Source organism: Streptomyces sp. NPDC044064 (genome assembly GCF_056434245.1).
The window spans coordinates 23,211-37,493 of sequence record NZ_JBWKFN010000053.1; the positions used below are offsets into that span (position 1 = coordinate 23,211).

Annotated in this window: 12 protein-coding genes and 2 pseudogenes; 7 read left to right on the forward strand and 7 right to left on the reverse strand. The window is 70.3% G+C overall.

Going from position 1 to position 14,283, the window contains the following annotated elements; genetic code table 11:
* The first annotated feature begins 105 nt into the window (after window positions 1–105).
* Window positions 106–1,308 carry an aminotransferase-like domain-containing protein gene (locus AC07DS_RS44905; RefSeq protein WP_479154503.1) on the forward strand — a complete coding sequence of 401 codons (1,203 nt, stop codon included), beginning with the start codon at window positions 106–108 and terminating at the stop codon, window positions 1,306–1,308.
* A 13-nt stretch (window positions 1,309–1,321) separates the two neighbouring features.
* Here AC07DS_RS44905 and AC07DS_RS44910 read toward each other — a convergent pair whose 3' ends face one another.
* The 3 genes from AC07DS_RS44910 to AC07DS_RS44920 are packed head-to-tail and all read right to left on the reverse strand — an operon-like array spanning window position 1,322 to window position 3,171.
* Window positions 1,322–2,137 carry a DUF4253 domain-containing protein gene (locus tag AC07DS_RS44910; protein WP_479154504.1) on the reverse strand — a complete coding sequence of 272 codons (816 nt, stop codon included), beginning with the start codon at window positions 2,135–2,137 and terminating at the stop codon, window positions 1,322–1,324.
* A 33-nt stretch (window positions 2,138–2,170) separates the two neighbouring features.
* Complete coding sequence (locus tag AC07DS_RS44915) at window positions 2,171–2,356, reverse strand: DUF397 domain-containing protein (RefSeq protein ID WP_479154505.1); 186 nt, start codon at window positions 2,354–2,356, stop codon at window positions 2,171–2,173.
* The gene (locus AC07DS_RS44920) at window positions 2,353–3,171 is read right to left on the reverse strand and encodes a helix-turn-helix domain-containing protein (protein ID WP_479154506.1); all 819 of its coding nucleotides are present in this window, start codon (window positions 3,169–3,171) and stop codon (window positions 2,353–2,355) included. The genes AC07DS_RS44915 and AC07DS_RS44920 overlap by 4 nt, the downstream gene beginning before the upstream one ends.
* 112 nt (window positions 3,172–3,283) lie before the next feature.
* On the opposite strand from AC07DS_RS44920, the gene AC07DS_RS44925 reads away from it, so the two are divergent.
* A complete protein-coding gene (locus tag AC07DS_RS44925; protein ID WP_479154507.1) occupies window positions 3,284–3,697 on the forward strand; it encodes an ATP-binding protein in 414 nt (137 codons plus the stop codon).
* Here the strand turns inward: AC07DS_RS44925 and AC07DS_RS44930 are convergent.
* Complete coding sequence (locus tag AC07DS_RS44930) at window positions 3,694–4,080, reverse strand: VOC family protein (protein ID WP_479154508.1); 387 nt, start codon at window positions 4,078–4,080, stop codon at window positions 3,694–3,696. The two genes, AC07DS_RS44925 and AC07DS_RS44930, sit on opposite strands and share 4 nt — an antisense overlap.
* A 71-nt stretch (window positions 4,081–4,151) precedes the next feature.
* Here AC07DS_RS44930 and AC07DS_RS44935 point away from each other — a divergent pair, with 71 nt between their 5' ends.
* From AC07DS_RS44935 to AC07DS_RS44950, 4 genes and pseudogenes are all read left to right on the forward strand, one after another.
* Window positions 4,152–5,102 (forward strand): helix-turn-helix transcriptional regulator, encoded by a 951-nt coding sequence (locus AC07DS_RS44935; RefSeq protein WP_479154509.1) that lies wholly within the window; start codon window positions 4,152–4,154, stop codon window positions 5,100–5,102.
* A 135-nt stretch (window positions 5,103–5,237) separates the two neighbouring features.
* Window positions 5,238–7,160, forward strand: coding sequence for a P-loop ATPase, Sll1717 family (locus tag AC07DS_RS44940; protein ID WP_479154510.1), 1,923 nt, complete (start codon window positions 5,238–5,240; stop codon window positions 7,158–7,160).
* A 68-nt stretch (window positions 7,161–7,228) separates the two neighbouring features.
* A pseudogene (locus AC07DS_RS44945) lies at window positions 7,229–8,002 on the forward strand (serine/threonine-protein kinase); the annotation flags it as partial.
* A 192-nt stretch (window positions 8,003–8,194) separates the two neighbouring features.
* Window positions 8,195–9,073 (forward strand): annotated as a pseudogene (locus AC07DS_RS44950) (hypothetical protein); the annotation flags it as partial.
* 110 nt (window positions 9,074–9,183) lie between these two features.
* On the opposite strand, the gene argS reads toward AC07DS_RS44950, so the two are convergent.
* Window positions 9,184–10,947 carry an arginine--tRNA ligase gene (gene argS, locus AC07DS_RS44955; RefSeq protein ID WP_479154511.1) on the reverse strand — a complete coding sequence of 588 codons (1,764 nt, stop codon included), beginning with the start codon at window positions 10,945–10,947 and terminating at the stop codon, window positions 9,184–9,186.
* A 128-nt stretch (window positions 10,948–11,075) separates the two neighbouring features.
* Here argS and lysS point away from each other — a divergent pair, with 128 nt between their 5' ends.
* Window positions 11,076–12,818, forward strand: coding sequence for a lysine--tRNA ligase (lysS, locus tag AC07DS_RS44960; RefSeq protein WP_479154512.1), 1,743 nt, complete (start codon window positions 11,076–11,078; stop codon window positions 12,816–12,818).
* A gap of 56 nt (window positions 12,819–12,874) precedes the next feature.
* On the opposite strand, the gene AC07DS_RS44965 is transcribed toward lysS, so the two are convergent.
* Both AC07DS_RS44965 and AC07DS_RS44970 read right to left on the reverse strand, forming a co-directional pair.
* A complete protein-coding gene (locus tag AC07DS_RS44965; protein ID WP_479154513.1) occupies window positions 12,875–13,504 on the reverse strand; it encodes a hypothetical protein in 630 nt (209 codons plus the stop codon).
* A gap of 46 nt (window positions 13,505–13,550) precedes the next feature.
* Window positions 13,551–14,120 (reverse strand): hypothetical protein, encoded by a 570-nt coding sequence (locus AC07DS_RS44970; RefSeq protein WP_479154514.1) that lies wholly within the window; start codon window positions 14,118–14,120, stop codon window positions 13,551–13,553.
* Window positions 14,121–14,283: the final 163 nt, after the last annotated feature.

Genomic DNA, 14,283 nt, shown 5'->3' on the forward strand with positions numbered 1-14,283 from the left:
GCGGTTCTCCGGGGTGTCCGGATCGCGGAATTACGGGTGTAGGGGGCATGCAGTCCCTAGGCTGCGCGCGGAGAGGCAGTTCCCGGAGCCGAAGGAGAGCCGACCATGTCCGTCGCCGAACCCGCACCGCCCCGCGCCCCCGTTCCGCCGCTTGCGGCCCGAGCCCGCAGCGTGGCCGGTTCGCCCATCCGGGACATCCTGGCCGTCACCGCACGCCCCGAGGTGATCAACTTCGCGGGCGGCCTCCCGGCTCCCGAAGTGTTCGACCGTGACGGCATAGCGGCGGCGTTCCGGGAGGTGCTGGCCAACACGCCCGCGCAGGCACTCCAGTACGCCACCACGGAGGGCGAGCCGGTCCTACGGTCCGGCCTGGCGGAGCGCATCACCGCGTTCGGCCTGCCCACCGCCCCCGACGACCTGCTCATCACCACCGGCTCCCAGCAGGCCCTGTCCCTGCTGGCGACGGCGCTGATCGAACCCGGCGACACGGTGCTGGTCGAAAGCCCCTGCTATCTGGCGGCACTTCAGGTCTTCGGACTGGCGGGGGCGCGCGTGGTGGCCGTGCCCGGGGACGAGGACGGGGTCGACCCGGAGGCGCTGGAGGAGGCGGTGCGGCGCGAGCGCCCGAAGCTGCTCTACCTCGTCCCCACCTTCCAGAACCCCACCGGCCGTACGATGCCGACCCCGCGCCGTGAGGCCGTCGCCGCCGTGGCCGCCCGCGAGGGGCTGTGGATCATCGAGGACGATCCCTACGGCGAACTCCGCTACGACGGCACCCGCCCGCCCTGGATCGCCGCCTGCCCCGGCGCCGAGGACCGTGTCGTCCTGCTCGGCTCCTTCTCCAAGGTCATGGCCCCCGGCCTCCGCCTCGGCTGGCTCCGCGCCCCCACGGAACTCCGGCGCGCGTGCACGGTGGCCAAGCAGGCGGCGGACGTGCACACGGCGACCCTCAACCAGCTGGCCGCGGCCCGCTATCTGCACGTCCTGGACGCCCACGTGGCCCGCGTCCGCGCCGTCTACGGCGAACGTCGGGACGCCATGCTGGCCGGCCTCCCCGACGCCCTCCCCGAGGGCTCCACCTGGAGTCGGCCCGAGGGCGGCATGTTTTTGTGGGCCCGCCTCCCGGAGTCGTACGACACCACGGCCCTGCTCCCGGGCGTGGTGAAGCAGGACGTGGCCTACGTCCCCGGCGCCCCCTTCTACGCCACCGCCCCCGACCCCTCCACCCTGCGCCTGTGCTTCGTCACACAGCCACCGGAGGAGATCGCGGAGGGCCTGCGGCGGCTGGGCAGAGGGCTGCGGGGCTGAGTGCGGCCGCCGGTCAGTCCCACCAGAAGGACCAGACGGGCTCGCCGATCAGCCCCTTGGCGTACGCGCGCAGGGTGTCCGGGCCGTTCTGCGTGATGTTGTCCGGGCAGAACGCGAAGTGCTCCGCCGCCACCGCCTCGGCCTCGGCCGGGGTGGTCGGCGGCGCGGCGACGGACACGGTCAGCGTGTCGAAGGTCAGCGCCACCACCCGTATCCCGAAGCGGTCCTCCCAGGAGCGCAGGACGCTGCACAGCCGGGCCACGTCGTCCTCGTAGTTCAGCGGCCCCGACCAGCCGATCGCCGCCGGGATGTCCGCGGACCGCCGCGCCGGAACCAGGGCAAGGTGAGGCTCCCTCAGCCATGCCCGCGTGCCGTCCGTCAACGAGTCCGCGACCTGGGCGGCCCGGGTGTCCGGGTCGGCGGTGGGGGAGAGGGCCGGCGCAAGACCTGGCCACTCGATCCCGAACGGCTCGGCCTCCTCGGTCAGTTCCTCCTCGGCGCAGTCCTCCCAGTACTCCGCGAGGACGTCCTCGGCGTCGTGATCGCCCGGGTACGACACCTCGTCCGGCGTCAACCCCCAGTTCACCGGCCCGCCCTGGTCGTCCTGCACATCCACCAGAACAGGAAGTAGCCCAGCACGCGCGGACGGTGCGCCCAACGCCTTCCAGGTGCCGGGCGCGGCCGCCTTCTCCGCATGCCACAACAGCGGCTCGTGCCAGGGGCCTTCGTCCGTCGCGTCGATCAGCCTGCCGGGCGGCAGCTGGAGCCCGAGGGACCGACCACTCGGGTCCGTCGTCAACTTGGGCAGCGGGTTGGGAAGAGTCGCCATGCCGCCGACTGTAGGGGGCGGCACTGACAATGCTTACTTGAGGGAGGAGGTGAAGGCTGCCCAGGTGGTGGGGGTGAGGTGCAGGGTGGGGGTGTCGGAGGGGGGCCGCTTCGAGTCGCGGATGTGGATGGTGAGGGGGGAGAGGGCGACTTCGAGGCAGGCCGGGCCTTCGTTGCTGCTGTAGCTCGACTTGAACCATTGGAGTGCTGGGCTGCTCATTGCTCTCCTAGCCGACGGTCGATCAAGCCCAGGGATTCCTGCGGAGAAAGGGCCTGCGATCGGAGCATGCCATATTTCTGCGCCCTATGAGCCGCCTGGTCAGGGTCGGCGATCCAGTGGCTGCCGACCTGGCATTCGGCGTAGACGAGGTGCTGGTGGTCAGGCGTCTCCAGCATCATGAAGGGCCCCGCGAGACCAGCGTGTGAGGGCGCGTCAAGGGGCAGGACCTGAAAGGTGACGTGGCGGAGTTCGCTGAGCTTGCGCAGGTGCCGGAGTTGTGCCTGGCGGATCTCCGATCCGCCGACGCCGAGGTGGAGCACCGGCTCCCAGACGACGAAGCTGAGCGTCGGCGGAGGCTGTCGGTGCATGATCTCCTGACGGTCGATCCGGTCCGCCGTTCTGGCCTCGATCTCGTCCTCGTCGTACGCCGGAACGCGGTCCCGGAACAGTGCTTGAGCGTACTCCGGAGTTTGGAGCAGGCCGGGCAGGACGACACACTCGTACCAGGAGACGGCGATGGCCTGGCGCACATGTACATCGAACTGTTCTGCGTTCAGCGGAAACTGATCGATCTCCGGCAGGTTCGCCACCCCCGCCGCCAACGTTCCCTTCGTCCCCAGGAAGTCATCGAGGATCTCGGCGACGTCCGGCATCAGGGACCGTCGGCCCTGCTCGATGCTGGCGATGGTCTCCTCGTTGAGGTGCAGGGCGGCACTCAGGCCCGCTTGGCTGAAGCCTTTCGACCGCCGCGCCGCCGCAAGCTGGCGACCCAGCATCTTCATCGCCGACTGGTTCTTCTTCCCCGCAGGCGCCATGTGGCGAACTCCCTCAACGTCTGCCCGTACAGCATCGACGCGAATTCGTACGGACACCTTGTACGACCTCACCCACTGAACCAGCATAGTTACCCTGCGCGACAGTCGCCCCGTGAATACGCAACCCGAACTCCTCTATCACCGCGACCAGTTCTACGCCCGCGCCCGCCGATCCGTGCCCGCGGCCAGGCGGTTCACCGAGTGGTCGTTGAGGTACTGGGGGCTGGCCGAATGGGACCGCGCCACAGACGTGTCGCTCTGTGTGAGCGAGTTGGCCACCAATGCGTTGCTGCACGGGGCGCCCCCGGGCCGGGGGTTCCTGTTGCGGCTGCGGTACGACGGCGTGGTCGTACGGGCGGAGGTGCATGACAGCGGCCCCGGCGTACCCCGGCTGGGGGAGGAGGCCGGGGCCGTCGAGGGCGAGGGCGGGCGCGGGCTGGTGCTGGTGTCGGCGCTGGCGGACAAGTGGGGGGTCGGGGAGCGGCTGCCCGGGAAACTCGTGTGGTGCGAGTTCGTGCTGCCCTAGACGAGCGTGGTGATGCAGAACGGATGGCCGGCGGGGTCGAGCAGGACCCGCCAGCGCTCCGGGTCGGGCTGGAACTCGGGCTTGGTGGCGCCCAGGTCGAGCAGTCGCTTCTCGGCGATGTCCAGGTCGTCGACGCTCAGTTCGATGTGGGCCTGCTTCTCCTGGGTGGGGTCGGGCCAGGTGGGCGGGCGGTAGTCGGCGAGGCGGTTGAAGCCGAGGCCGGCCGCGCCCTCCTGGCCGAGCAGGACGAAGTCGTCGGTGGAGAACAGAACCGGGAAGCCGAGCAACTCGCCGTAGAAGCGGGCCATTTCGGTGGGGTCGGCGCAGTCGAAGGTGACGGCGGCATAGCGGAAGGCGGGTGCGGAGGTGGTGTCCGTGCTCATGAGGGGAACGCTAGGCCGTGACCCGGACAGTTCCGGTCCTGGTTGTGGGCGCGTGTGGAAGAGTTCCGTGCGTGATCAGCTCCTCGGCCCGCCTGCTGCGGCTGCTGTCCCTGCTGTCGTCCCGGCCGTCCTGGACGTGCGCGGAGCTGGCCGAGCGGATGGAGGTCACCGACCGCACGGTGCGGCGGGACGTGGCGAGGCTGCGGGAACTGGGCTACTCCGTCGACTCCGAGGCAGGGCCCTGGGGCGGTTACCGCCTGCGCGCCGGCTCCCGGGTACCGCCACTGATCCTCGACGACGAGGAAGCGCTGGCGGTGGCGGTCGGACTGCGTGAAGCGGCCCTCAGCGACGCGCTCGGCGGAGACCAGGCGGCCCTGTCGGCGCTGCTCAAGCTGCGTCAGGTACTGCCACGCCGGATCGCGGAGCGTCTCGGGGAGCTGGACGACGCGTTCGTACGCCTTCCCGGGGCCGACGGGCCGCAGATCAGGCCGGGGCTGCTGCTGGAGCTGGCGGCCGCTTGCCGACGGGGGGAGCGCGCCCGGCTGTCGTACACCGACGCGGAGGGAAGAGCCACGGTCCGGGACGTCGACCCGTACCGCCTCGTCCACACCGGACGACGCTGGTATTTCGTGGCGCGGGACGTGTCCCGAGGACAGTGGCGGACGTTCCGAGCCGACCGTGTCGACCGCCTCCAGCCCACCGGCCACCCGGCGGACCTCACCGACCCGCCCGACCCGGCACGACTGGTCTCCCGCAACATCGCGAACGGCCCCTACCCCCTGTCCGCGACCGTCCGCCTACCCCTCCCGCTGGACCAGGCACTCTGCCTCATCCCCGCGACCATCGGCACCCATCGTCCCGACGGCCCGAACGCGACCCTGGTCGACATCGGCGGCCCCGACCCGGACGGCCTGGCCCGCTACCTCCTCGGCCTGGGAACCCCACTGCGCGTCCTCACCCCGGAGCCGGTACGCCAGGCCCTGCTCCGCCGTACCCGGGAACTTCTCGACGCACACACGTGATGCCAGCTGCATCCCGCCATGTCCCTGTCCGTGCCTGTCGGCACTGAAAGCTCGTGTGGTGTGAGTTCGCGCTCTGCCGACCGGGCCTGGCTCGGTACGGTGTCCCTGAGGAACGACGCCTTGGGGGGGGACCGGGTGGACAACGAACCGTTACTCGCGCGCGTGCACTTCGGACGCGAGGACGCCGAACGGGATGTGACCGAAGGGCTGTTGCTGCGCGGCGGGTTTCTCCCGAACCCCGCGTACCGGGCCGCGCTCAGTGGACGCAAGATGCTGATCATCGGACGCAAGGGGTCCGGGAAGAGCGCCATCTGCATGCGGTTGATGTCGGACGGCGGGCACGGTGGCGGCAGGGTGCTCGTCACTCCCGACGAGGCCGCGGGCGAGGAGATCCGGCGGTTCGAGTTGCAGGGGCTGCCGGGTGACTCGGCCAAGGCGCTGATCTGGCGGTACGTGTTCGCCGTACACGCGGCCCGGCACCTGGTGACGCACGCCAAGGACGCGCACGGCAGGAAACCCGACTCGGTGAAAGCGCTCGGGCGGTTCCTCAAGCAGAACGGCGAGGGACCGGACGGCGGCGGCCGACTGGTGGAGCGGCTGGCGCAGGGCGCGCGCGGATTGCAGGGCTCTCTGTCCCTGGAGGCGTTCGGGGCCAAGGCGAGTGTGAATCTCGCCCAGTCGCCGTCCGAAGGGGCCCGGGCTGCACGGCAGTTGGAGGTCGTCGAGCAAGGGGTCGCACGGGCTTTCGCCGACCTGGGGTGCGACGGTGTCGTACACCCTCCCCTGTTGCTCATGGTCGACCAGCTGGAACAGGTGTGGTCGGCCGAGCCGGACAGCAACTCCATGGTGATCGGGCTGCTGCTTGCGGCGAAGTACGCGGCGAGCCTGTACGGGCGTTCCGTACGGTTCCTGCTGTTCCTGCGTGCGGATATCTACGACTCCCTTTCCTTCGGGGAGGGCGACAAGTTCCACGGCGACGAACTGAGGATCGCCTGGACGGAACAGGCGCTGCGGGATCTCGCGCTGGCCCGGGCACAGGCCTCCGCCGGGCCGGGGCTGAGCGGGGAGCAACTGTGGAAGGAGCTGTTCCCGCAGACGGTGGGCGGGGAGGAGATCACGGCGTACCTTTTCGGGCGGTGCCTGCCTCGCCCCCGCGACGCCATCCAGTTCCTCAACGCCTGTGTGGAGAAGGCCTGGCTGGAGCAGGAGCGGGACCGGATCACCGAGGCGGACGTGGAGCAGGCCGGCCGGCAGTTCTCCGAGTGGAAGCTCAAGGACCTGGCCTCGGAGTACCTGGTCGCGCATCCCTTCCTGCGCAACCTCTTCCCGCTCTTCCAGAACACCGGGTACGTCGTCACCCGCGCCGGCCTCGCCCACCGCTTCGAGGCCGCTGCTCCCACGCTCCACCACGACTTCCCCGCGTACGCCAACGTGCTCACGCTCTCCGGAGTCGTCGACGTGCTGTACGGCGTCGGCTTCCTCGGGGTGCGGCGCGGCAGCGGTGTGGTGTACGCCGGGGACGACGGTCTGCCGGTCCAGCCGCACGAGACGGAGTTCCAGGTCCACCCCTGCTTCCGGGCAGCGCTCGGCGCGACCCGCGCCATCGACCTGCGGTGCTTCGAGCCGCAGCGCGTGGACGCGCGGATCGCGTCGGGCAACTTCAGCCCCGGTGCGTCCGGGACGTCCTCCCTCAACCGCGACGACCGGCTCCTCATGCAGCTCGCGCGTTCCTGCCACTCGATCGTCGCCCAGGTCGGGCGGGCGGTGGCGCTCACACCGGACGTGCGGGACGAGATCACGGGCCAGGTCAACCGCATCCTGGACGACGTCAGCCGCATACCTCCGAGAGCCGCCGCCTCCATGGGCATCGACGTGGACGAGTATCTCCTCACCACCTCCCACTACTTCACCACGCTGGCCGCCCAACTCGGCGCTGGCGGACTGGAGGAGACCACCGGCATCGGCGACGTCGTCCGCCGCGTCGAGGAGGAGGAGCGGCGGCTGCGGAGGTCCGCGGGTGGGTCGTACGGAAGCTCGGGGGACTCGTCGGGCTACTGAAGGCGCCATACTCATAAGGGAGTTCCGGGACAGATCGCCGTCGGGAGAGAGAACCGGTGCTGAACGAGGTGCTTGACGGGCGGTTCCGGATCACCAGGCTGTTGGGGTCCGGCGGGATGGGCCGGGTGTGGGCCGCCGAGGACGAGCGGATGCGGCGGGATGTCGCGGTGAAGGTCGTGCATCCTCAGCACGGCATGGACGAGGCGGAGACGCAGGCCCGGTTCCAGCGTGAGGTGCAGCTGGCCGGGCGGCTGGCCCATCAGAACATCGTGACCGTGCACGACTGGGGTGAGGCGTCGGTCGACGGGCGTCCCACCCTGTTCCTCGTCATGGAGCTGGTGCAGGGCGAGTCGCTGCAAGGGATGCTCAAGGCGTCGACGCCGGGCTGGCCGCTGGCCGTGTGGTGGGCCGCGCAGATTGCGGAGGCGCTGCACGCCGCGCACCGCCAGGGCGTGGTCCACCGGGACATCAAGCCGGCCAACGCGCTGCTGACGCCGGAGGGGACGGTGAAGGTCCTCGACTTCGGCGTCGCCAAGTTCATGGGCGAGACCATCGGAGCCCGCGAACTCACCGTCACGGGCACACCGGTCGGCTCACCGTCCTACATGTCCCCGGAACAGGCCGACGGCGACAAGACGATCGACCACCGCAGCGACCTGTACTCATTGGGATGCCTGCTGTACCACGCCGTGACGGGCCGCCCGCCGTTCACCGGCAGCAGTCAGTGGGCGGTACTCCGTAAACAACTGCAGGACACCCCGGAGCCACCGGCATCCCGAGTCGAGGACCTTCCGGCTCCCCTGAACGACCTCATCCTCAGCCTCCTGGCCAAAGCCCCGGGCGACCGTCCGGCGGACGCGGCGACCGTCTACGAGAGCCTGAGCAACCTCATCGCCGACCACGCGGTGACGGACCCCAGCGGCAACATCCTGGACATCACGCAGCTGGGACACACCCACGTGGTCTCCGGGCGGTTTCTCAAGCGGGCCTGGGAGCTGCTCCAGTGGACGGAATGGAACAAGAACGCGCAGCGGGCGGAGGCCGAACAGCTGCTGCTCCGCGCCCGCAGGGAAGCCGAGCGGCTACTGGACGCCGCGTCCACGCAGGCCCAGGAGGCCATCGAGCACGCGGACCGGCTCAAGGCCGAGGCTGCCGGGGCGCTGCGCATGGCGCAGTCCGAGGGCGAGAAGATCACCGCTGAGGCTTCCGAGAAGGCTCCCGGCATCACCGCCGAGCGGCTGCGCTCCGACGCGGTCGCCGAGGGCGGTTCCGCGGTGGAGAAGGCCCGCGCAGACGCGGACGAACTGCTCGCCGAGGCTCGCCGTGACGCCGGCGCCATCAGGGAGCGCGCGGAGGAACTGCGCGACCGCATCACGACCGACATCGAGGAGCTGCACGAGCGGGCCCGCCGTGAGGCCGCCCAGACGATGAAGTCCACCGGCGACCGCTGCAACGCGCTCATCAAGGACGCCGAGGAGGAGCTGGCCAAGGCGCAGGCCAAGGCTAAGGAGCTGGTGTCGGAGGCCAACTCCGAGGCGGGCAAGGTCCGGATCGCCGCCGTCAAGAAGTCGGAGGGCCTGCTCAAGGAGGCCGAGCAGAGGAAGGCGTCCTTGACCAAGGACGCCGAGGAGGAGCTGGCCAAGGCGCAGGCCAAGGCTGAGGAGCTGGTGTCGGAGGCCAACTCCGAGGCGGGCAAGGTCCGGATCGCCGCCGTCAAGAAGTCGGAGGGCCTGCTCAAGGAGGTCGAGCAGAGGAAGGCGTCCTTGATCGAGGAGGCCGAGGAGCTGAAGGCCGAGGCGATCCGCGAGGCCCGGCGTACGGTCGAGGAAGGAAAGCGCGAACTGGAGATCCTGGTGCGTCGGCGCGCGGACATCAATGCCGAGATCGAGAGGCGCACCGCGCTGATCTCCGCTGAGACGGCCCAGCGCTTCGAGGAGGACCACATCGCGTAGTGGCATCAGGGCGCTGGGGGAGCTCCCGGAGTGTTGCTCCGGGAGCTCCCCCAGCCCTGGTCACGAACCGGTCAGAGCTTCTCCGGCGTCCTGATCCCCAGCAGCGCCATGCCCTGGTGCAGCGTGCGGGCCGTGACGTCGCACAGGAAGAGGCGGTTCTCCACCTGCTCGGGCGTCTCGGCCTTCAGGACCGGGCACTTGTCGTAGAACGACGTGTACAGGGACGCCAGCTGGTAGAGGTACGCGGTCAGCTTGTGCGGGGCGTACTCCTTCGCGGCCTCGGTCACCGTCTCCGCGAAGGAGTCGGCGTGCAGGCCGAGGGCGCGTTCGGCGTCGACCAGGGCCAGCTCCTGGTGGGCCGCCGGGCGGACCTCGCCGGCCTTGCGGAGGATGGACCGGATACGGGCGTACGCGTACTGGAGGTAGACGGACGTGTCGCCGTTCAGCGAGACCATCTGGTCCAGGTCGAACTTGTAGTCCCGGTTGGCCGAGGTCGACAGGTCCGCGTACTTCACCGCGCCGATGCCCACCTGGGCGCCCCGCTCGGCGATCTCCTCCTCGGACAGGTCCTGGGCCTTCTCCCGGACCACGGCCGAGGCGCGGTCGACCGCCTCGTCGAGGAGGTCGACCAGCCGGACCGTCTCGCCCTCACGCGTCTTGAACGGCTTGCCGTCCTTGCCGAGGACCGTGCCGAAGGCCAGCTGGAACGCCGTGACGTCGTCGTTCAGCCAGCCGGCCCGGCGGGCGGTCTCGAAGACCATCCGGAAGTGCAGGGCCTGGCGGGCGTCCACCACGTACACGATGGTGTTCGCCTTGAGGTTGAAGACGCGGTCACGGATCGCCGAGAGGTCGGTGGCCGCGTAGCCGTAGCCGCCGTCGGACTTCTGGACGATCAGCGGGACCAGGTTGCCGTCCGGGCCCTTGATGTCGTCGAAGAAGACGCAGAGGGCGCCCTCGGAGCGGACCGCCACGCCGGACTCCTCGAGCAGGCGGCAGGTCTCGGCCAGCATGTCGTTGTAGCCGGACTCGCCGACGATGTCGGGGTCCTGGATCTCCATGTCCAGCTTCTCGAAGACGGAGAAGAAGTAGATCTTCGACTCGTCCACGAACTTCTGCCACATGGCCAGGGTCTTCGGGTCGCCCGCCTGGAGGTCCACCACCCGGCGCCGGGCGCGGGTCTTGAACTCCTCGTCGGCGTCGAACTTCTTCCGCGCGGCCTTGTAGAGGCGGTCGAGGTTCGACATCGCCTCCTCGCCGGTCACCTCGGTGCTCTTGTGGTCCAGCTCGTGCGGGTGCTCGTCCAGGTACTGGATGAGCATGCCGAACTGGGTGCCCCAGTCGCCGATGTGGTGCCGCCGGACCACGTTCTCGCCGGTGAACTCCAGGAGCTGGACGACCGAGTCGCCGATGACCGCCGAGCGCAGGTGGCCGACGTGCATCTCCTTGGCCACGTTCGGCTGCGCGTAGTCGATCACCGTCGTGCCCGGCTCCGCGGCGAGCGGCACGCCGAGGCGGCCCGTCTCGTCCGCGTACCGCGCGGCCAGGTTCTCGGTGATCGCCCGGTCCGTGATCGTGATGTTCAGGAAGCCGGGGCCGGAGACCTCGATCTCCTTGATCACGTCACCGGCGACGACCTGGGAGACGACCTGCGTGGCCAGCTCCCGCGGGTTCGCCTTCGCCTTCTTGGCGAGCGCCAGGATCCCGTTGGCCTGGAAGTCGGCCCGGTCGCTACGTCGCAGCAGCGGGTCCGCGCCGGCGGCCTCCGGCAGGGAAGCCGAGAGGGCGGACGCGAGGCGCTGCTGGACGGAATCGCTGAGGGACGTGACCGAGGCCATAGGAGTGGGTGCCGTTCTCCTCGTGGGGATGGATAGACCCAGCCAGTATCCCATGGGAGGTAAAGCGGTTTTCGTCGACGCAAGTCCGTCTGTGAGAATGGAGCGTCACCCCGTTCAGAAAGAAGGACGTGCCGATCGTGGCTCAGAGCACCGAGACCACCGACTGGGTCTCCCGTTTCGCGGATGAGGTCATCGAGGAGTCGGAGCGTCGGGCCCCGGGCAAACCTGTGGTCGTCGCGTCCGGTCTCTCTCCTTCCGGTCCGATCCACCTGGGCAACCTGCGCGAGGTCATGACCCCGCACCTGGTCGCCGACGAGGTCCGCCGCCGCGGGCACCAGGTCCGCCACCTGATCTCCTGGGACGACTACGACCGGTACCGGAAGGTGCCGGCGGGCGTCGCGGGGGTCGACGAGTCGTGGGCCGAGCACATCGGCAAGCCGCTGACCTCCGTCCCGGCGCCGGAGGGCTCCGCCCACCCGAACTGGGCCGAGCACTTCAAGGCCGCGATGGTCGAGTCGCTCGCCGAGCTGGGCGTCGAGTTCGACGGGATCAGCCAGACCGCGCAGTACACCTCCGGTGTCTACCGCGAGCAGATCCTGCACGCCATGAAGCACCGCGGCGACATCGACGCGATCCTCGCCCAGTACCGGACCAAGCCGAAGGCCGGCAAGAAGCAGCAGCAGAAGGCCGCGGACGAGGCCGAGCTGGAGGCCGAGGAGGGCTCGGGCGCGGCGTCCGAGGACGACGGCAGCTCCGGCTCCGCCGGGTACTTCCCGTACAAGCCGTACTGCGGCAACTGCGAGAAGGACCTGACGACCGTCACCTCGTACGACGACGACACCACCGAGCTGGCGTACACCTGCACGTCCTGCGGGTTCTCCGAGACTGTCCGGCTGAGCGAGTTCAACCGAGGCAAGCTGGTCTGGAAGGTCGACTGGCCGATGCGCTGGGCCTTCGAGGGCGTCGTCTTCGAGCCGAGCGGTGTCGACCACTCGTCCCCGGGGTCCTCGTTCCAGGTGGGCGGCCAGATCGTCGGGATCTTCGGCGGCAAGCAGCCCATCGGCCCGATGTACGCGTTCGTCGGCATCTCCGGCATGGCGAAGATGTCGTCCTCGCGGGGTGGCGTGCCCACTCCCGCGGACGCCCTGAAGATCATGGAGCCGCAGATCCTGCGCTGGCTGTACGCCCGCCGTCGGCCCAACCAGTCCTTCAAGATCGCCTTCGACCAGGAGATCCAGCGGCTCTACGACGAGTGGGACAAGCTGGCGGGCAAGGTCGCGGACGAGTCCGCGCTGCCGGCCGACGTCGCCGCGTACACGCGGGCCGTGGGTACGGCCGCCGGTGAGCTGGTGAAGACGCAGCGTGCGCTGCCGTACCGCACGCTGGCCTCCGTCGCCGACATCACCGCCGGGCACGAGGACCAGGCGCTGCGGATCCTGTCCGAACTGGACCCGGAGCAGCCGCTGTCCTCGCTGGACGAGGCGCGGCCGCGGTACGACAGGGCCGAGGCGTGGATCAACACGCAGGTCCCCGCCGACCAGCGCACCATCGTCCGGGCCGAGCCGGACGCCGAGCTGCTGAAGTCCCTCGACGAGGCGTCCCAGCAGTCGGTACGGCTGCTGCTCGACGGCCTCGCCGAGCACTGGTCGCTCGACGGGCTGACCCACCTGGTGTACGGCGTGCCCAAGGTGCAGGCCGGGTTCTCGGCCGACGCCACGGCCAAGGAGCTGCCGGCGGAGATCAAGACGGCCCAGCGGTCGTTCTTCGCGCTGCTGTACCACCTGCTGGTGGGCCGGGACACCGGCCCCCGTCTGCCCACGCTGCTGCTGGCGGTGGGGCAGGAGCGGGTGCGGGCCCTGCTCGGGGAGTAGACCGCGTCATAGGAGGAGGGGGCGCCCGGTGACACCGGGCGCCCCCTCCTCCGCGTTCACCGGCTCTTCGCGGAGATGCCGCGGGCGGCTTCGAGCAGGGGCAACTTGTGGACACCGTCTGCCGGCTGTTTGTCGGAGGGCGGTCCGTCCGGCTGGACCGACATGACGACGACCAGCTGGTAGTCGCCGGGGTGCCTGTCCACGTCGGACCAGGTGGTGCCGGGGCAGAGGCTGTCGAGCGTCAGGGTCTTGGTGTAGGGGCGCCGGCCGACGGGGTACAGGAGGGCCGACAGGCGGACCGGACCAGTGTGGGCGACGGGCTTCTGGCGACCGGCGATGACACCGTGCTTGAGCAGGAGCGCTGTGGGCGGGACCTCGGAGATCGGCAGGCTGAGCGCCTCCCTCCGGTCATGGGAGGTGATCTTGTAGGTGGTCCGCAGGGCGGAGTCCCGGCGCCGCAGGGAAGTGACGGTCAGTTGCAGGGATTCGTCGCGGCCGCTGACGCGGACCGGAGGTGCGACGGTGCCACCGCAGGGCAGGGAGCGGTCCTGGAACTTCAGCGGCGGGGAAGTGGTGGTGGTCGGATCGGGGTGGGCCGGAGCACCGTTCACCGCGTCGGAGTTCCCCCCGCATCCGGCGAGCGCGAGCAGCAGGACGGGAACGGCGGGCAGCAGGGTGCGGCGCATGGGTTCCTCCGTGAGACCGTGCGGTGTCGAGCGTGGTGGGAAGCGTTCATCCGGCCAGGGGAGCCCGGGCGACGATCACTGAATCGGGGACCCGGGTGCCGGAGGGCGCGGCATTCCGGGCGGCGAGGACGACGGCCACTTCGTAGCCGTCCTTCCACACCGAGTTCCAGGTGGTTCCCGCGCAGGGGTGACCCGGCACGGGCGCGAGCCGGGCGCGGTGCGGGTGGCCGGGGGTGACGGTCACCTGGTTCGCGGTGCTCTCGGATGCCGGTCCGGACGGCCGCTGACCGGCCACGACCCGGCCGTCCTTCAGGACGAGAACCAGTGGCCCGCCGGACAGGACCGCCGGGGCGGTCGAGTTCACCGCGTAGGTGACCTGCGGGGCTCCGTCCGGGGCCGCGCGTATGTCCGAGATCCGTGCGGTCACGGCTCCGCGGCCGGTACTCGCCGGGATTCTCGCGCCGCAGGTGTGACGAGGGAGCCCCGAAAGTGTGCCGCTCGCCGCCGTGGGCTGCCTGTGCAGCGAGCCCATCGGTGTCTCGGTCTCCGGTGTCGAGCCGGACGGCAGCGTGTTCAGCACCACCGCGGCGGCCACGGCCAGACCTGCCCCGGCCACGGTGGTGTACCGGGGGGGGGGGGGGGGGGGGGGGAGGGGGGGGGGGGGGGGGGGGGGGGGGTTTGGGGGGGGGGGGGGGGGGGGGGGGGGGGGGGGGGGAAAGGGGAGGAGGGGGGGGGGGGGGGGGGAAGAGAGGGGGGGGGGGGAGGGGGAGGGAGGGGGG